Below are 16,398 nucleotides of genomic sequence, written 5' to 3' on the forward strand. Positions count from 1 at the left end.
ATGGGCACGCTTGTTCTTGGTGCGTCCGATGGACTCGCCGGTGGGTCCCAGTTTGCGGTCAGGTCGGAAGATGTCTTCTGTGTGCAGCGTCGGGTCGACCGTTCCGGCAGCCAGTCGACAACGCCGCCCGCCGTCATTGTTCAAATCCGAAGCGCCGGTCCGGTTGTCTTGGAGTTTGACGATTGGGCCTCTGCCGGGGCTGCCTTCGATACGATCTTAGGAGCGATCAATGCTTGACTGGATGGCCTGGACTTGGCCCACCGCCGCTTTCTTCGCGATCATCGCGACAATCCTGATCACCTTCACCGTGCTTGCCATCAAATTCCCGGAGACGCCCCGCGTGGGTGTCCTGCGGATCGAAACGACGCGTGGGGACCGCTTGTTCATCACGCTTCTGGGCTCGGCCTTCATCAACCTGGCCTGGCTCGGGCTCAGTGGGTTGCCGCAATGGCAGGCCCTGATCCTTTGCGCTGTCTACGCCGCTGCGGTGTTCCGCTGGGTGTGACAGCGCCAATCAAAGACGTTCATTCAAGGGAGGAACTGAAATGAACAAAATCTTAACCTCAACCACGGCGATCGCGATCGGTCTGACGACCCTTCCCGCCTTCGCCGACATGGAGGCCGCGCGCGCCTTCCTGGACAATGAGATCGCCGGTCTCTCCGTCCTGTCGCGCGAGGAGCAGGAAGCGGAGATGCAGTTCTTCGTGGACGCCGCCGCTCCCTATCAGGGCATGTCGATCAACGTCGTCTCGGAAACGATCACGACACACGAATACGAATCCCAAGTTCTGGCCCCGGCCTTCACCGCGATCACCGGCATTCAGGTCACCCATGACCTGATCGGCGAAGGCGACGTTGTCGAGAAGCTGCAAACCCAGATGCAGTCGGGCGAGAACATCTATGATGCCTACGTCAACGACTCCGATCTGATCGGCACTCACTGGCGCTATCAGCAGGTACGCAACCTGACCGACTGGATGGCGGGCGAGGGCGCGGATGTGACCCTGCCGACGCTGGACTTGGAGGACTTCATCGGGCTGAGCTTCACCACCGGTCCCGATGGTAAGCTGTACCAGATGCCGACCCAGCAGTTCGCGAACCTCTATTGGTTCCGCTACGACTGGTTTAACGACGAAAAGAACAAGGCCGATTTCGAAGCCAAGTATGGCTATGAACTGGGCGTTCCCGTCAACTGGACGGCTTACGAGGACATCGCCGAGTTCTTCACCGGCCGTGACCTGAGCCACCTGGGTGTGGAAGGCGAAGTCTTTGGCAACATGGACTACGGCAAAAAGGACCCGTCGCTCGGCTGGCGCTACACCGACGCGTGGATGTCCATGGCCGGTATGGGCGACGTGGGGGAGCCGAACGGCCTGCCCGTCGACGAATGGGGTATCCGGGTCAACGAGAACAGCCAGCCGACCGGCTCCTGCGTGGCCCGTGGTGGCGCGACCAACTCGCCCGCCGCCGTCTATGCCGTGACCAAGGCGATTGAATGGCTCCAGAAGTACTCGCCCCCCGCAGCCGCTGGTATGACCTTCGGCGAAGCTGGCCCGATCCCGGCGCAGGGCAACGTGGCCCAGCAGATGTTCTGGTACACGGCCTTTACCGCTGCGACTGTCGAGCCCGGCCTGCCCGTGATGAACGAGGACGGCACGCCCAAGTGGCGCATGGCCCCCTCGCCCCACGGTGTCTACTGGAAGGAAGGTCAGAAGATTGGCTACCAGGACGCTGGCTCCTGGACGCTGATGGAATCGACCCCCGTGGACCGTGCCCAGGCCGCTTGGCTCTATGCGCAGTTCGTGACGTCGAAGACGGTGGACCTGAAGAAGTCTGACGTCGGTCTGACCTTCATCCGCGAGTCGACCATCAACTCCGACCACTTCACGGAGCGGGCCGACAAGCTGGGCGGTCTGATCGAATTCTACCGCTCGCCCGCGCGCGTTGCTTGGTCGCCCACGGGCACCAACGTGCCGGACTACCCCAAGCTCGCGCAGCTGTGGTGGCAGAACATCGGTGACGCTATGTCCGGCGCCAAAACGCCCCAGGAAGCGCTCGACAGCCTCTGCGCCGATCAGGAGCGTGTGCTGGAACGCCTGGAGCGGGCCGGTGTGCAGGGTGACCTAGGCCCCGTCATGAACGAGGAGCAGGACGCCGAGTACTGGTTCGCGCAGCCGGGCGCGCCCTTCGCCAAGTTGGAGAACGAGGACGAAGAGCCGATCACCGTCGCCTATGACGAGCTGATCAAGTCCTGGGAACAATAAGCCTTTGAGATACGGCGCCCGGTTCTAGCCGGTCGCCGTCCTCCCCGGAGGGCCGATCCGATGCCGGGTCGGCCCTTTGTCGTCTCTGGGCGGGTCGGAAACGGGGCTGCCGGTGGCCTTCGAGCGTGACCCGATGATAACGACGTCCTGGGGTGCCGAGTGCCGTTACAGCCCAATGAACCGCGCGCTTACCTCTGGCGTCAGTGCGTCCATTGCCCCGGTCCAGACGGTTTCGCCCCGCGCCAGGATCACAGCCCGGTCCGCGACGCGGGCCAATTCGGCAGGCGATTTGTCGATCACTAAGATGGCGGTTCCCGTCTCGGTCTTGATCCGGGCAATCGCTTGCCAAATCTCGTCGCGGATCAGCGGGGCCAAGCCTTCGGTTGCTTCATCCAGGATCAGAAGCCGTGGATTTGTCATCAGGGCGCGGCCAATGGCCACCATCTGCTGTTCGCCGCCTGACAACGTCCCTGCCGTCTGGGTCCGTCGTTCCGCGAGACGCGGGAACAGCGCCGTCACCGTGTCCATGTCCCAAGGGCCGGGTCGCGCGGCAGCGATCAGGTTTTCGGTCACCGTCAGATTGGCGAAGCACCGCCGACCTTCTGGCACCAGCCCGATGCCCAGACGCGCGGCGCGATGGCTCGGCAGCCGGGTCAAATCCTGGCCATCAAAGGTCAGCGCACCCCGTGCCGGTAGCATTCGGCAGATCGCCTTGACCGTTGTCGTCTTACCCATCCCGTTGCGCCCCATCAGGGCGACGACCTCGCCCTGGGCAACGTCCAAGGAGACGTCGAACAGCGCTTGGGCCGGTCCATAAAAGGCCGTCACGTTTCGAAGCGAAAGCAGGCTCATGCGTCCTCGCCCAGGTATGCGGTGCGGACGTCGCGGTTGGACCGGATCTCAGCCGTCGTGCCCGTGGCGATCACACGGCCCGATACGAGCACGCTGATCCGGTCCGCCAAAGCAAACACGGCGTCCATATCGTGCTCCACCAAGAGGATGGGGGCCTCGGTCCGCAAACCGTCCAGAAAGCTGGTCATTTGTTTCGATCCATCTGCCCCGAGGCCTGCCATGGGCTCATCCATCAGAAACACCTTGGGCGCGAGGGTGAGCGCAATGGCGACCTCCAACTGTCGGCGTTGTCCGTGGGATAGCTCGGCTGCGTGCGTGGCGGCGTGGTCGATCAGCCCCACGCGGTGTAGCGCCGCTTCGGCCGTGTCACGGAGGTTCCGGTCCCGGGTCGCGGCGCGCAGAAACGACCAGGGTCGTCCCCGGGCGCCCAATGCGCCCAGCACGGCGTTCTGCAAAACCGTGTCTTCCATGGCCAGGGCCGAGACCTGGAAGGTCCGCGCCAATCCCTTGCGGGCCCGGTCGCGGGCGGGCAGGGCGGTCACGTCCTCTCCGTCCAGGGTGACGGTCCCCCGGTCGGGGGCCAGCGTGCCGCAAATCTGCGCGATCAGCGTGGATTTGCCCGCGCCGTTCGGCCCGATCACCGCGTGGATTTCCCCGGCGCGCACATCCAGGGTGACGTCATCGGTTGCGACCAAGGCCCCAAAGGATTTGTGCAACCCGCGCGTCCTCAGCACCGGGTCAGTCATGGACAGCCCTACGGCCCGACAACAACCCGACGATCCCGCCCCGGGCAAACAGCACGACGATCAGCAGCAGAGCGCCCAGGTACACCAACCAGAATTCGGACAGGCCGCCGAGCAGATGTTCCAACAGAACAAAGACGCAGGCCCCGATCACCGGCCCGAACAGACGCGCGGTGCCGCCGAGGATGATGAAGATGATCAACTCGCCCGACATCTGCCAACTGAACATCGTCGGCGCCACAAAACGGTTGAGGTCCGCAAACAGCGCCCCCGCCAGCCCCGTGATGACGCCCGAGATCACGAAGGCCACCAGTTTGACGCGCTGCCCGTTCAGGCCAACCGTCTCGACCCGTCCAGGCGCCTGTCGCGCGGCGTTCAGGGCCAATCCAAATGGGGAGCGTGCCAGCAGGAACATGCCCCCCAGAACCAGTAGCAACACGCCCAGGCACAAACCGTAGAACTGGATTGGGACCAAGGTGTTCAGGCCCGGAAACCCGTTGCGCACATAGATCGACAGCCCATCCTCGCCCCCATAGGCGGGCCAGGAGATGGCGAAGAAGTAGAACATCTGCCCAAAGGCGAGGGTGATCATGATGAAGTAGACGCCCGCCGTCCGCAGACTGAGCATCCCGATCAGCAGCGCGGCAAGACCGGATGTCACCATCGCCGTCAGCCAGATGACGGGCATGGACTTGGTGCCCGCAAGGGTCAGGGGCCCGATTTCGAGCGGCACGTAGGTCTGCGCATGGTGAGCGAGGATCCCCATGGCGTAGCCGCCGATCCCGAAGAAGGCCGCATGACCCAGGCTCACCAGGCCGCCCAGACCTAGGGCGATGTTCAACCCTACGGCAGCGATGGCAAAGATGACGGCCCGTGTGGCCAGGGTGATGGTAAAGGGCTCGTCCACCACCAAGGCCCAGGCGGGCACAGCCACCAGCAGGGTCAGAGTCGCGGCGTTCAGCCAGGTCTCTCGGATCATGGGCGTGCTCCGAACAGGCCCGTTGGACGCCAGATCAAAACCGCGCCCATCAGGATGTAGATCGCCATGGAGGCGAGGGCCGATCCGGTTGCCGTCGCGCCAGCGGGTGCCATGAACAGCTTGAACACCTCCGGCAGGAAGATCCCGCCCAGCGTGTCCGTCAACCCCACAAGGATCGCGCCGATCAGAGCGCCCTTGATCGACCCGATGCCACCGATCACGATCACGACGAAGGCGAGGATCAGAACAGGCTCCCCCATGCCGACCTGCACCGACTGGATCGCGCCGACCAGGGCGCCCGCCAGGCCGGCCAGGGCCGCCCCCAGGGCAAAGACCAGCGTATAGAGACGCGATATGTCCACGCCCAAGGCGGCAATCATCTCGCGGTCATTCTCACCCGCGCGGATCTGGATGCCGATGCGCGTCCGCGTGATCAGCAGCCCCAGACCCGCCGCCACGGCTAGGCCGACGCCGATGAGCATCAGGCGATACTTGGGGTATTCGATCCCACCGGGCAGGGTGACCGGGCCGGAGGCCCAGCTTGGCGTATCCAGAAACAGCGGAAACGATCCAAAGGCCCAGCGGGTGCCCTCGGAAAAGATGAGGATCAGCGCGAAGGTCGCCAGCACCTGATCCAAGTGATCCGCTCGGTAGAGGCGGCGAATAACCAATGTCTCGACCAGAACGCCCGCGATGGCCGCCGCTCCCATCGCGGCCGCAAGCGCCAGCACGAAGGATCCGGTGACCCCGGCCACGGCGGCGGCGGCAAAGGCGCCCACCATGTAGAGCGATCCATGGGCCAAGTTGATCAGCCCCATCACACCGAAAATCAGAGTTAGCCCCGCCGCCATGAGAAACAGCATGACACCGAATTGCAGGCCGTTGAGGACCTGCTCGATAATCAGGATCGCACTCATCCCAGGCGGGTGGTCAACAGGCGCAGGCCCAGCCCCGCAAACAGCAGCCCCGCAACCATGTCGATCCATCGTGTCGCCCGCCCATAGAACGCCATGGGTCCTGGCCGCGACAGCAAGAGAGCATAGCCCAGGAAGACAAGCGCGCTTTGCAAGCCAACGGCGACCACCACTAGGGCCAGGGCCGCTGGCGGCGTTCCGGGCGTCAGCACCACTGCATAGAGGGCCCCGAAGAAAAAGATCGCCTTGGGATTGGTGAGATGCAGTAAGAACCCGCGCACAAAGGGACGTCCCGGCACAGGCGTGCCAGCGACGCTGCGGCCCCTGTGGCTCGCCCGCAGGGATTTGAAGGCCAGCCAAAACAGGTAAAGCGCCCCCGCGTAGCGGAGGGCTTCGACCACCCAAACGTGGCTGACCATAACGGTTGCCAACCCCGCCGCAGCGGCGGACGACCATATCAGGGACCCCGCCAAAACCCCTGAGGCCAGTCGCAGGCCGGGACCGGCGCCATGGGCCATGGACGTCGCGGCAATGGCCAAGGTCGCTGGCCCCGGAGAGGCCGAGGCGACCAGAGCCACCGCCAGGATTGCGGGCAGAAGTGAAAGGGTCTCGATCAAGGGCAGTGGTCCGATAGGGGTCGTCGGGCGGGCATCACCCCGCCGTCGTGGTCAAGCCAGGCGGAGTGACCCCGCCCGACAAGGGGGCGCGCTACAGGCGGCACTCCGCGGCGTAGACATCACCATGGTCTTCCAAGGCCAGCCCGATCACTTTGTTGGTGAACACGCCGTCCTCCACGATGACCTCGCGGGCGTAGATGTCTTGGATGGGATGCTGGTTCGACCCAAAGGCAAAGTCGCCCCGCGTGCTGTCGAAATCGGCGGCCTTGAGGGCTGCGCGGAAGGCTTCAAGATCATCGGGTCCTGCCGTCTCCAGGGCCGAGATCAGCAGGTTCGCCGTGTCAAACCCTTGGGAGGCATAGAGCGACGGCAGGCGGCCATACTCCGCTTGGAAGCTTTCGACGAAGGCGGCGTTGGTGGGGTTGTCCAGATCCTTGGACCACTGCGAGGTGTTGACCACGCCCACGGCGGCCTCTCCCACGGCTTGCAGGATGCCTTGGTCAAAGCTGAAGGCGGGTCCGACCACCGGGATATCAACGCCGGAGTCGGCGTATTGCTTCAGGAACGAAATCCCCATGCCGCCGGGCAAAAAGAAGAACACCGAATCCGCCCCCGAGGCGCGGATCTGCGCGATTTCGGCGGCATAGTCGGTTTGACCCAGGTCGGTAAACACTTCCCCAGCCAAGTCCCCCTCAAACATTCGTTTGTAGCCGGTCAGCGCGTCCTGGCCCGCCGGGTAGTTCGGCGCCAGGATAAAGCTGTTGGCATAGCCAGCGGTATTGGCATAGGCGCCCGCGGCCTCATGCAGGTTGTCGTTCTGCCAGGCCACGTTGAAATAGTTCTCGTGACAGCCTCGCCCGGCCAGGGCCGAGGGACCCGCGTTGGGCGACAGATAGATCTTGCCCTGGGCCGTGGCGCTGGGCACCACCGCCATGGCGAGGTTGGAAAAGATGATCCCCGTCATCACGTCGACCTTTTCGGCCCGGATCATCTTGTCGGCCAGTTGGACCGCCACGTCAGGCTTCCGCTGATCGTCTTCGACCACGACCTCGATGTCGTCACGCCCCGATTGAGCCACCGCCAGCAGAAAGCCGTCGCGTACGTCGATGCCCAGACCGGCACCGCCACCCGACAGGGTCGTTATCATGCCAACCTTAACGCCCCCATGCCCATCGGCCAGGGCTCCGGTCGCCAGCGCCGCCAGGGCGGCTGCCATCAGTGTTCTCTTCATCTTTTCCCTCTCCCGTGGTCCGGGTTTGCCCGGTGCTTTGTTGTCGTCTCGTGTGCTCTCGGTCAGGGCGGCATGGTCCGCCCCATTGCCCCGGCCTCAGAAGGCCCGGAACGTCAGCGTTGTCAGTGTCCGCTCAATCCCATCGATGTCGAGCAGGTTGTCGTTGATGAACTTCCCCACATCCTCGCCGTCGGGGATATACATCTTCACCAGCAGATCATATTCGCCGCTGGTCGAGTAAAGCTCCGAATGGATTTCCCGCAAAGCGATGGCGTCGGCCACCTTGTAGGCGGTGGCGGGGCGGCACCGGATCTGGATGAAGACGCAGTTCATGGCGGGCTCCGTTCATGGCTTGGGGCGACTTGACCAGAAAGCGCAGGGCCAATCTAGGGGCTTCGTCACCCGAGACCCGTAGACAGGGCAACGGCGGCTGGGTTCTATGCGCCCCATGACCGTTTCACTCCATCACGACGGGGCCTGTGCCATCGTCACCATCGACGCCCCGCCCGTGAATGCGATCAGCCAAACGGTGCGGCAGGGCCTGCTGGACGCCGTTGCCGCCTGTGATGCAAATCCGGAGGTCCAATCCGTTGTCCTGACCTGCGCAGGGCGGACATTCGTGGCGGGCGCCGATATTCGCGAGTTCGGGGCCCCGCCGCAGCCGCCTCACCTGCCCGATGTGGTCACCGCCATTGAAGGTGCGACCAAGCCCTGGGTGGCTGCGATCCATGGGATGGCTCTCGGCGGCGGGCTGGAGCTCGCCCTAGGCTGCCACGGGCGCGTCGCGACGGCGGAGGCCAAGCTGGGCCTGCCGGAGGTGACGCTGGGTTTGATCCCCGGTGCGGGCGGAACGGTTCGCCTGCCGCGCCTTGTCCCCGCTGAGATGGCGCTGGATATGGTGGCGACGGGCAAGCCCGTAACGGCGCAGGCGGCCTTGGCTGCGGGGTTGATCGACCGCACTGCCGATGCCGATCTGTTGGACGCGGCCAAGTCCCTCGCCACAACCCTCGGGCAACCCACCCCGACGTTGTCGCGGGCGCCTGCACCGATCACCGAAGCCTTCGAGGCCAAAGCCAAATCCCTCCTGTCGAAGGCGCGCGGGCAATTGTCCATCCCGGAGGCGGTGGAGGCGGTGCGCCGAGGCCTCGGATCCGCGCCGGAGGCTTTGGTAGAAGAGCGCGCAGCATTCTTGCGCCTCAAGTCCAGCGACCAGTCGGGCGCGTTGCGCCACATCTTCTTTGCAGAGCGATCAACCCTAAAGGACGCGCGCGCCAAGGTGCCGCCGCGCCCTCTCCAGTCGGTTGGCGTGGTCGGTGGCGGCACCATGGGCGCGGGGATTGCTGCGGCCTGTCTGCTGAGCGGTTTGTCGGTCACGATGGTCGAACGGGATGCGGAGGCCGCAGCCCTTGGGCATACGCGAGTCGAGGGGATCCTGTCGCAAAGCCGGGCGCGCGGTTTGCTATCCGACGGCCAGTATGATGACAGGCTTTCGGCCTTTCGCGCAGTGGCGGACTACGCGGCCTTGGGTGAGGCTGACCTCGCCATCGAAGCGGTGTTCGAGGATCTGGACGTCAAACACGGCGTCTTCGCTCAGCTCGACCGACATATGCGGGCGGGTGCGGTTCTCGCGACCAACACAAGCTATCTGGACGTGGACCAGATCGCTGCGGCCACGCGGGACCCGAGCCGCGTGATCGGCCTGCACTTCTTTTCACCGGCCCATATCATGAAGCTTCTGGAAATCGTCACCCCCGCCGCTGTGGCGGACGACGTCGTTGCAACCGCCGTGGCCCTGTCCAAGCGGTTGGGTAAGACGGCGGTCTTGGCGGGAGTGTGCGACGGCTTCGTCGCCAACCGGATCATGACGGCCTATCGGCGGGAAGCGGATTATCTGTTGGAAGAGGGCGCTTTGCCATGGCAGGTGGACGGGGCCATGCGGGACTACGGCTTCCCGATGGGCGTCTTCCAGATGCAGGACCTTGCCGGGTTGGACATCGCTTGGGCCATGCGCAAGCGGCGAGCAGCAACCCGCCCCGACACCGAGCGGTATGTCACGATTGCCGATAGCCTCTGCAAAGCTGGCCGCTTTGGACGCAAGGCGGGGGCCGGTTGGTACGCTTATGATGGCGGCGCGCCGCGTCCCGACCCGGAGGTTGTCCGCATCATCGGAACCGCGCGCGCCGCGTCCGGTAGGACGCCTAGGACGTTCGGGGACCCAGAAATCATGGATCGGATCTTGGGCGCAATGACACGGGAAGCCCAGGCTGTCCTCGCCGAGGGCATCGCTCGGACACCTGAGGACATCGACGTGGTCATGGTGAATGGTTTCAGCTTTCCCCGATGGCGTGGTGGGCCGATGTATGCGGCGGGGATCACCTCGGCGTGACGGGGGAACAGGGACGAATTTTCTAGAAAATTCATCCCCCAAGACAAAGGCGCCCCCCGATTTCGGAGGGCGCCCTGTTGATCTTTAGGTTGCGATCACTTCAGATCGAAGCGATCCGCCTCCATGACCTTGGTCCAGGCCTTGACGAAGTCCGCCGTGAACCGCTGGGCCGAGTCGGACTGGGCATAGACTTCGGCCACTGCGCGGAGCTGCGAGTTCGATCCAAACACCAGATCCACGCGCGTGCCCGTCCAGACTTTCTCACCGGTCTTGAGGCTGAAGGCTTCGTAGAGACGGGGGGCGCCCTCTTCCTGGTTGGGGGCCGGACGCCAGTCGTTCTCCATCGTCAGAAGGTTCAAGAAGAAGTCGTTGGTCAACTGGCCAGGACGGGTGGTGAAGACGCCATGCTGGCTGTCGCCATAGTTGGCGCCCAGGACCCGCAAACCGCCAACCAGAACCGTCATTTCCGGCGCCGACAGGCCCAGAAGATGCGCGCGGTCAACCAGTAATTCCTCGGCCGAGACCCGGAATTCCGCAGCTTGGTAGTTGCGGAAGCCATCGGCACGCGGCTCCAGCGGCTCAAAGCTCTCGGCGTCGGTCTGTGCTTCGGTTGCGTCCATACGGCCAGGCGTGAAGGGCACAGTGATGTCCGCACCTGCGTCATGGGCGGCCTTCTCGACGGCGGCACAACCGCCCAACACGATCAGGTCGGCCAGCGAGACGGTCTTGTCATAGCTTGCCTGGATACCCTCCAGCACCTCTAGCACCTTGGCCAGGGTCGCAGGCTGGTTCACTTCCCAGTCCTTTTGCGGAGCCAAGCGGACGCGGGCGCCATTGGCCCCGCCGCGCTTATCCGACCCACGGAATGTCGAGGCGGAGGCCCAAGCAACGCTCACCAACTCTGACACGGACAGACCGGAGGCCAGGATCTGAGCCTTCAGGTCCGCCACGTCGGCGTCGTTGATCAGCTCATGGTCCACAGCGGGGATCGGATCTTGCCAGATCAGCTCCTCGGCGGGAACATCTTCACCCAGGTACAAGCCCTTTGGTCCCATGTCGCGGTGCGTCAGCTTGAACCATGCGCGGGCATAGGCGTCGGCGAACTTGTCTGGGTTGGCCAAGTAGTCTTGCGAGATGCGCAAGTAATCCGGGTCCGTGCGAAGCGCCATGTCCGCGGTGGTCATCATCGGCGCGTGGCGGCGGCTTTCGTCATGGGCATCCGGCACGGCATCGGCCAGCGCACCGTTCGCGGGCTTCCACTGGTGGGCGCCTGCGGGCGACTTGGTCAGTTCCCACTCATTGCCGAGCAGGGTTTCCAGATAGGACATGTCCCAGGTGGTCGGGGTGGCCGTCCAGGCGCCCTCGATCCCGGAGGTCGTAGTATGCACGCCCACGCCGGTCTCAAAGCCGTTCTTCCATCCCAGGCCCTGCGCTTCGATGGGCGAGCCCTCGGGCTCTGCGCCCATGAGTGCCGGGTCGCCCGCGCCGTGGGCCTTGCCGAAGGTATGACCGCCCGCGACCAGGGCGACGGTTTCCTCGTCGTTCATGGCCATGCGGCCAAAGGTGTCGCGGATGTCATAGGCGCTGGCCTGGGGGTCGGGCGTGCCGTTGGGCCCCTCGGGGTTCACGTAGATCAGACCCATCTGCACGGCGGCCAAGGGGTTTTCCAGGAACCGGCCCTTGCCGTCCTCGCCCTTGTCGTAGCGCTTATCGTCCAGCCAGGTGTCTTCCACACCCCAGTAGATGTCTTCCTCGGGCTCGTAGATGTCGGCGCGGCCGCCGCCGAAGCCGAAGATCTTCAGCCCCATGCTTTCCTGGGCCACATTGCCCGCCAGGATGAACAGGTCGGCCCAGCTGATCTGATTGCCGTACTTCTGCTTGATCGGCCACAGCAGCCGCCGCGCCTTGTCGAGGTTGCCGTTGTCGGGCCAGGAATTCAGGGGCGCGAACCGTTGGTTGCCCGTGTTCGCCCCACCGCGTCCGTCGGCGGTCCGATAGGTGCCCGCCGCGTGCCAGGCCATCCGCACAAAGAACGGACCATAGTGGCCATAGTCGGCGGGCCACCAGTCTTGGCTGTCGGTCATCAGGGCCGTCAGATCGGCCTTCAGTGCCTTCAGGTCCAGTTTCTTGAACTCTTCAGCATAGTCGAACTCTGCCCCGAGCGGGTCGGAGACGGGCGTGTTCTGGTGCAGAATGCGCAGGTTCAGCTGATTGGGCCACCAATCCCGGTTGCCGCGCACTTTGTTGGTGGTGTGCAGTGTCACACCGTGAATGACGGGGCATTTGCCCGCGCCGCTGTCGGTTCCGTCCATCATATCGGCTTCTCCCTCAGGGCTGGGCCGACTCGAGCGTGGTCGGCCTTGCATGTGCCGGGTCTAGCAGCTTCGTGTGATTAGCTTAAGTTGCATTTGTATATCTGTTCGATAGGATCAGCTTATGATTGGGCTGACCATTAGACAGATGCGCTACTTCGATGCCTTGGCTCGGCATGGCCATTTCGGCCGTGCCGCCGATGCCTCGGCCATTTCCCAACCGGCGCTGTCCGTTCAAATAAAGGAGATGGAGGCCCTTCTTGGCCGTCAGTTGGTGGAACGGGCCGCCCGCCAGGTTCGCCTGACGACATTCGGGGAGGAGGTTCTTCTCCGCGTGCGCGATATTCTGCGCGCCGTGGATGAGTTGGGCGATCTCGCGCGCGCGGCGCCGTCCGGGTTGTCGGGGCGTTTGCGTCTGGGCGTCATTCCAACGGTCGCCCCCTATCTGTTGCCCCGGTTGGTGGCGGCGGTGACCCGCTCCTATCCTGCGCTTGACCTCGACGTGCGAGAGACCATCACGCCGCGTCTGCTCGACGAACTGGCCGAAGGGCGATTGGATACCGCGATCGTTGCCCTGCCGGTGTCGGAGCCAACGCTCTCTGAGGTGCCGCTGTTTGACGAGGCCTTCGTCCTTGTGCGCCCCGAGGCGGAGGCCGGCGACCCCATGCCCGCCCCTGATCAACTGAGCCGCATGCGTCTACTGCTTCTGGAGGAGGGGCATTGCTTTCGCGACCAGGCATTGTCGTTTTGCACGATGCCGACCGCGCGCCCGCGTCATGGGCTGGACGGCTCCGCCCTCTCTACTTTGGTGCAGATGGTGGGGGCAGGCCTGGGCGTGACCCTCATACCCGAGATGGCGGTGCCCGTAGAAACCCGGTCCGCCCCCGTGGCGGTGTCCCATTTCCCAGAGCCACAGCCCCGGCGGACGGTCGGTATGATCTGGCGTCGCTCCACGCCCCTAGCGGCGCAGCTTGATGGCTTGGCGGGGGTGATCCGCCAAGCCGTCGCACCCGGCGAGGCGCCGTGCCCGCCCACCCCGAGGACGACGGGCACGTCGGACGAGGGTCCCTAGACCGTTCCGCCGAGCGATCCCTCTAGCGTCGCCAGTTCCTGGCCACCGGCCATCATGTCCTGCAACTCTTCGGGCGTGATGTCACCTTTCAGCGCGGTGCCGAGGGTCTGTCCCCGGTTCAGCACTGTGAACCGGTCCCCCACCGCCATGGCGTGGCGCACGTTGTGGGTGATGAATACGACGGCGATGCCCTTTTTGCGGACCTTGTCGATCGTCGCCAGCACGTTGGACGTCTGTCGCACGCCCAAGGCGCTGGTCGGTTCATCCAGGATCAGGACTTTCGCCCCGAAGTGTACCGCCCGCGCGATGGCCACGGTCTGACGCTCTCCGCCCGACAGCGTGCCAACGGCCTGGTCGGGCCCCCGCAGGTTGATGCCCATGGCGCGCATTTCGTCCATGGTCACCCGATTGGCGTAGTCGTGGTCAAAGAACCGCATCCCCGCGATGGTCTTGACCGGCTCATTGCCCATGAAGAAGTTCCGGCTGACCGACATCAGCGGGATCATGGCCAGGTCTTGATAGACCGTCGCGATCCCGGCCGCGATGGCGTCCCGTGGGTTGGCGAAGGACATGGGTGTCCCCTCGAACAGGATCTCTCCACTGGTGGGTTTGTGGACGCCGGACATCGTCTTGATGAAGGTCGACTTTCCCGCGCCGTTGTCGCCCAGCAGGCAGTGGCATTCGCCGGGGAAGACATCGACCGACACTCCGTTCAGGGCAATCACCGAGCCGAAGTGCTTGGCGATGTTTGTCATACGAACAATCGGGTCCATCAGCGTTCTCCGGTGATGATGCGGCGGATATAGGTGTTCAGGATCACGGCCAGCAGCAGGATCACCCCCAGGAACACCCGGAACAGAGAGGATTCGACGTTGGCAAAGAACAGCCCCTGCTGCACCACGCCAAAGATCAACGCGCCGAGCGCCGCCCCGATGACAGAGCCATAGCCCCCGGTCAGCAGCGCGCCGCCGATGACCACGGCGATGATGGCCTCGAATTCCTTCAATAGACCCCGGTCCGCGCCCGCCGATCCGAACTCCATCACCTGGCAGACGGCAAAGACCGTCGCGCAGAAGGCGGTGAACATGAACATTAGGATCTTCACCTGATTGACGGGCACTCCGACGTAGCGTGCCGCCTGGGCGTCACCGCCCGCGGCAAAGATCCAATTGCCGAACTTGGTCCGCGTCAGCAGCAGGTGACCGAAGACGATCAGAACAATGGCCCAGACGATCAGCATCGGCACCCCGTCCACGACGGGTTGTCCCGCACGGTTCCCTCGCTCGAACACGGCGATCAGGCCGATGTCGCCGAACCACTGGAACAAACCGCCCAGGATCTTGGCGCCAAACAGCGGCGCAAGCCAATCGCCCTCCGCCGCCTCGCGGATGCCGCCAATGATGGTCTTCCGTTCGACCGTCTGGGGGATAAAAATCGTGAAGCCCCGCAGGATGAACAGCGTGGCCAGCGTCACGATGAAGGACGGCAGCCCGGTCTTCACCACGATGTAGCCATTCAGCCAACCGCAGGCGAGGCAGATGGCGAAGGTGATGAGGATGGCCATCCACATGGGAAAGCCCAGCGTCACGCCGAAGATCGCGACCATCATGCCTGCGAACCCGATCATGGAGCCGACGGACAGGTCGAACTCACCCGCGATCATCAGCAAGCAGGCACCGACGGCGATAATCATGAACTGCGCCGACACGGTCGTCCAATTCATGATGCCCTGGGCGTTGAACATGCCGCTGGATCCAGCCAGCAGGGCAAAGAAGGTGAAAACGGCGACAGTGCCGATGATCCCGCCCAGCTCTGGCCGGATCAGGGCCTTGCGGATCGGTGATATGTCCTTGACGCGCTCGTCCAGCGCGGCTTGCGGCGTGTCAGCCATTGGTCCCTCCCGGTGGATAGAAAAAGGGCGGGCAATCCGTGTGGACAGCCCGCCCCTATGGTGTCTTAGCGGTACTCGCCCGCGAACTCTTCGACCTTGCCAAGCGCGTCCTTGGTCACGAAGCCCGGGCCGGAGTTGATGTTGTTGCCCGGCAGCACGCCGTAGCGGTCGTAGTTCGCCAGAACGACCACCGGCAGGTAGGCCTGCAAGAAGGGCTGTTGGTCGATGCCCCACTGGATCGTGCCGTCTTTGATCGCCTCGACGATGTTTGTACCCAGGTCAAAGGTGCCGAAGTAGATGTCCCCGTCCAGGCCCATCTCCTTCACCGCCAGAATGGTCGGATCGGCGGAGGTCGGGCCGAGCGTCAGGATGGCATCCGTCTCGGGGTTAGCGGTCAGATAGGCGGTGACGCGGTTCTTGATCTCAGCGGGGTCCTGACCCGAGTCGATCATGCTGTCGCCCAAGTCGACGCCCAGACCGTCCGCAAAGCCACGGCAGCGCTCGGCAACCACCGTGTTCGAGATGACGTGGTTCACACAGACGAAGCTTTCCACGCCATCGCCTTTGGCCCGCATCCCAGCGGCAAGGCCTGCGTCATACTCGGGCTGTCCAACGAACATCAGGCCGCCCACCTCGCGCACCTGCTCCGGCGTGCCAGAGTTCATAATGATGACGTCAATGCCCTGGTCAACGGCGGCCTTGATGGGCCCGGATAGCACGTCGAAATCGGCCAGCGTCGTGATGATGCCGTCGGGCTGTGCGGCGGCGGCCTGCTCGATGATGCGAGCCATATCGGCCAGGTCACCGGTGGGCGGGTTGCGATACTCGACGTTGACGCCCAGCTGATCGCCGGCCAGCGCGATGCCGTTCTTGATGGTGTTCCACCAGCTGTCAGAATCGGGTGCATGGCTGACCAACACATAGTTCAGATCGGCGTGGCCATCGGCAGCGGCAGCAAAGGGCGCGGCGGCAACGGCAACGGCGGCGACCATTGTCTTTACGAACTTCATTCTCTTCCTCCCGGGTTTTTGTTGGGGCGGCCCGCACAGCGGTCTCCTCCACCCTCGGCGCAAGAAAAGCACAACTCGATGGTTATTGCAACCGGTTGCAATTTCTTTGCGCCCCGAACTTTGTGCT

Annotated in this window: 16 protein-coding genes; 5 read left to right on the plus strand and 11 right to left on the minus strand. The window is 64.0% G+C overall.

The window, feature by feature from the left end:
- The 3 genes from K5R33_RS09745 to K5R33_RS09755 are packed head-to-tail and all read left to right on the plus strand — an operon-like array spanning nucleotide 1 to nucleotide 2,264.
- Entirely contained in the window at nucleotides 1-237 is a 237-nt protein-coding gene (locus K5R33_RS09745) for a hypothetical protein (protein ID WP_220748833.1), read from the plus strand.
- Complete coding sequence (locus tag K5R33_RS09750) at nucleotides 230-505, plus strand: DUF2160 domain-containing protein (protein ID WP_220748834.1); 276 nt, start codon at nucleotides 230-232, stop codon at nucleotides 503-505. The genes K5R33_RS09745 and K5R33_RS09750 overlap by 8 nt, the downstream gene beginning before the upstream one ends.
- 40 nt (nucleotides 506-545) lie before the next feature.
- A complete protein-coding gene (locus tag K5R33_RS09755) occupies nucleotides 546-2,264 on the plus strand; it encodes an ABC transporter substrate-binding protein (protein ID WP_220748835.1) in 1,719 nt (572 codons plus the stop codon).
- Nucleotides 2,265-2,429: 165 nt separating this feature from the next.
- Here K5R33_RS09755 and K5R33_RS09760 read toward each other — a convergent pair whose 3' ends face one another.
- From K5R33_RS09760 to K5R33_RS09790, 7 genes are all read right to left on the minus strand, one after another.
- Nucleotides 2,430-3,116 (minus strand): ABC transporter ATP-binding protein, encoded by a 687-nt coding sequence (locus tag K5R33_RS09760; RefSeq protein WP_220748836.1) that lies wholly within the window; start codon nucleotides 3,114-3,116, stop codon nucleotides 2,430-2,432.
- Nucleotides 3,113-3,862: an ABC transporter ATP-binding protein gene (locus K5R33_RS09765; RefSeq protein WP_220748837.1), complete on the minus strand. Its 750-nt coding sequence runs from the start codon at nucleotides 3,860-3,862 to the stop codon at nucleotides 3,113-3,115. The genes K5R33_RS09760 and K5R33_RS09765 overlap by 4 nt, the downstream gene beginning before the upstream one ends.
- Nucleotides 3,855-4,838 (minus strand): branched-chain amino acid ABC transporter permease, encoded by a 984-nt coding sequence (locus K5R33_RS09770; RefSeq protein WP_220748838.1) that lies wholly within the window; start codon nucleotides 4,836-4,838, stop codon nucleotides 3,855-3,857. The genes K5R33_RS09765 and K5R33_RS09770 overlap by 8 nt, the downstream gene beginning before the upstream one ends.
- Nucleotides 4,835-5,755 (minus strand): branched-chain amino acid ABC transporter permease, encoded by a 921-nt coding sequence (locus K5R33_RS09775; RefSeq protein WP_220748839.1) that lies wholly within the window; start codon nucleotides 5,753-5,755, stop codon nucleotides 4,835-4,837. Before K5R33_RS09775 ends, K5R33_RS09770 begins: the two co-directional genes overlap by 4 nt.
- A complete protein-coding gene (locus tag K5R33_RS09780; protein ID WP_255576294.1) occupies nucleotides 5,752-6,369 on the minus strand; it encodes a LysE family translocator in 618 nt (205 codons plus the stop codon). The genes K5R33_RS09775 and K5R33_RS09780 overlap by 4 nt, the downstream gene beginning before the upstream one ends.
- A 91-nt stretch (nucleotides 6,370-6,460) precedes the next feature.
- Nucleotides 6,461-7,600 carry an ABC transporter substrate-binding protein gene (locus K5R33_RS09785; protein WP_220748840.1) on the minus strand — a complete coding sequence of 380 codons (1,140 nt, stop codon included), beginning with the start codon at nucleotides 7,598-7,600 and terminating at the stop codon, nucleotides 6,461-6,463.
- 96 nt (nucleotides 7,601-7,696) lie between these two features.
- The gene (locus tag K5R33_RS09790) at nucleotides 7,697-7,933 is read right to left on the minus strand and encodes an Lrp/AsnC ligand binding domain-containing protein (RefSeq protein WP_220748841.1); all 237 of its coding nucleotides are present in this window, start codon (nucleotides 7,931-7,933) and stop codon (nucleotides 7,697-7,699) included.
- A 115-nt stretch (nucleotides 7,934-8,048) separates the two neighbouring features.
- Between K5R33_RS09790 and K5R33_RS09795 the strand changes: the two genes are divergently transcribed.
- Nucleotides 8,049-9,986 (plus strand): 3-hydroxyacyl-CoA dehydrogenase NAD-binding domain-containing protein, encoded by a 1,938-nt coding sequence (locus K5R33_RS09795; RefSeq protein ID WP_220748842.1) that lies wholly within the window; start codon nucleotides 8,049-8,051, stop codon nucleotides 9,984-9,986.
- Between the two features lie 95 nt (nucleotides 9,987-10,081).
- Here K5R33_RS09795 and katG read toward each other — a convergent pair whose 3' ends face one another.
- Nucleotides 10,082-12,298 carry a catalase/peroxidase HPI gene (katG, locus tag K5R33_RS09800; protein ID WP_220749068.1) on the minus strand — a complete coding sequence of 739 codons (2,217 nt, stop codon included), beginning with the start codon at nucleotides 12,296-12,298 and terminating at the stop codon, nucleotides 10,082-10,084.
- Nucleotides 12,299-12,422: 124 nt separating this feature from the next.
- Between katG and K5R33_RS09805 the strand changes: the two genes are divergently transcribed.
- On the plus strand, nucleotides 12,423-13,370 hold the full coding sequence (locus K5R33_RS09805; RefSeq protein ID WP_220748843.1) for a hydrogen peroxide-inducible genes activator: 948 nt from the start codon (nucleotides 12,423-12,425) through the stop codon (nucleotides 13,368-13,370).
- On the opposite strand, the gene K5R33_RS09810 is transcribed toward K5R33_RS09805, so the two are convergent.
- The 3 genes from K5R33_RS09810 to K5R33_RS09820 all read right to left on the minus strand — a co-directional run bounded on the left by K5R33_RS09810 (nucleotide 13,367) and on the right by K5R33_RS09820 (nucleotide 16,271).
- Nucleotides 13,367-14,143, minus strand: coding sequence for an ATP-binding cassette domain-containing protein (locus tag K5R33_RS09810; RefSeq protein WP_220748844.1), 777 nt, complete (start codon nucleotides 14,141-14,143; stop codon nucleotides 13,367-13,369). The two genes, K5R33_RS09805 and K5R33_RS09810, sit on opposite strands and share 4 nt — an antisense overlap.
- The gene (locus K5R33_RS09815; RefSeq protein ID WP_220748845.1) at nucleotides 14,143-15,261 is read right to left on the minus strand and encodes an ABC transporter permease; all 1,119 of its coding nucleotides are present in this window, start codon (nucleotides 15,259-15,261) and stop codon (nucleotides 14,143-14,145) included. Before K5R33_RS09815 ends, K5R33_RS09810 begins: the two co-directional genes overlap by 1 nt.
- A 65-nt stretch (nucleotides 15,262-15,326) precedes the next feature.
- Complete coding sequence (locus K5R33_RS09820) at nucleotides 15,327-16,271, minus strand: sugar ABC transporter substrate-binding protein (protein ID WP_220748846.1); 945 nt, start codon at nucleotides 16,269-16,271, stop codon at nucleotides 15,327-15,329.
- Nucleotides 16,272-16,398: the final 127 nt, after the last annotated feature.

The sequence above is a fragment of the Jannaschia pagri genome (assembly GCF_019655435.1).
In the GTDB taxonomy this organism is placed as follows: Bacteria; Pseudomonadota; Alphaproteobacteria; order Rhodobacterales; family Rhodobacteraceae; genus Jannaschia; species Jannaschia pagri.

Excerpts from the sequence above, each read along its gene's own strand:
- K5R33_RS09750 (WP_220748834.1), top strand. The coding sequence starts at position 230 with ATGCTTGACTGGATGGCCTGGACTTGGCCCACCGCCGCTTTCTTCGCG.
- K5R33_RS09790 (WP_220748841.1), bottom strand. The coding sequence starts at position 7,933 with ATGAACTGCGTCTTCATCCAGATCCGGTGCCGCCCCGCCACCGCCTAC.
- K5R33_RS09755 (WP_220748835.1), top strand. The coding sequence starts at position 546 with ATGAACAAAATCTTAACCTCAACCACGGCGATCGCGATCGGTCTGACG.
- K5R33_RS09770 (WP_220748838.1), bottom strand. The coding sequence starts at position 4,838 with ATGATCCGAGAGACCTGGCTGAACGCCGCGACTCTGACCCTGCTGGTG.
- K5R33_RS09810 (WP_220748844.1), bottom strand. The coding sequence starts at position 14,143 with ATGGACCCGATTGTTCGTATGACAAACATCGCCAAGCACTTCGGCTCG.
- K5R33_RS09745 (WP_220748833.1), top strand. The coding sequence starts at position 1 with ATGGGCACGCTTGTTCTTGGTGCGTCCGATGGACTCGCCGGTGGGTCC.
- K5R33_RS09760 (WP_220748836.1), bottom strand. The coding sequence starts at position 3,116 with ATGAGCCTGCTTTCGCTTCGAAACGTGACGGCCTTTTATGGACCGGCC.
- katG (WP_220749068.1), bottom strand. The coding sequence starts at position 12,298 with ATGGACGGAACCGACAGCGGCGCGGGCAAATGCCCCGTCATTCACGGT.
- K5R33_RS09765 (WP_220748837.1), bottom strand. The coding sequence starts at position 3,862 with ATGACTGACCCGGTGCTGAGGACGCGCGGGTTGCACAAATCCTTTGGG.
- K5R33_RS09785 (WP_220748840.1), bottom strand. The coding sequence starts at position 7,600 with ATGAAGAGAACACTGATGGCAGCCGCCCTGGCGGCGCTGGCGACCGGA.
- K5R33_RS09775 (WP_220748839.1), bottom strand. The coding sequence starts at position 5,755 with ATGAGTGCGATCCTGATTATCGAGCAGGTCCTCAACGGCCTGCAATTC.
- K5R33_RS09805 (WP_220748843.1), top strand. The coding sequence starts at position 12,423 with ATGATTGGGCTGACCATTAGACAGATGCGCTACTTCGATGCCTTGGCT.
- K5R33_RS09820 (WP_220748846.1), bottom strand. The coding sequence starts at position 16,271 with ATGAAGTTCGTAAAGACAATGGTCGCCGCCGTTGCCGTTGCCGCCGCG.
- K5R33_RS09795 (WP_220748842.1), top strand. The coding sequence starts at position 8,049 with ATGACCGTTTCACTCCATCACGACGGGGCCTGTGCCATCGTCACCATC.
- K5R33_RS09815 (WP_220748845.1), bottom strand. The coding sequence starts at position 15,261 with ATGGCTGACACGCCGCAAGCCGCGCTGGACGAGCGCGTCAAGGACATA.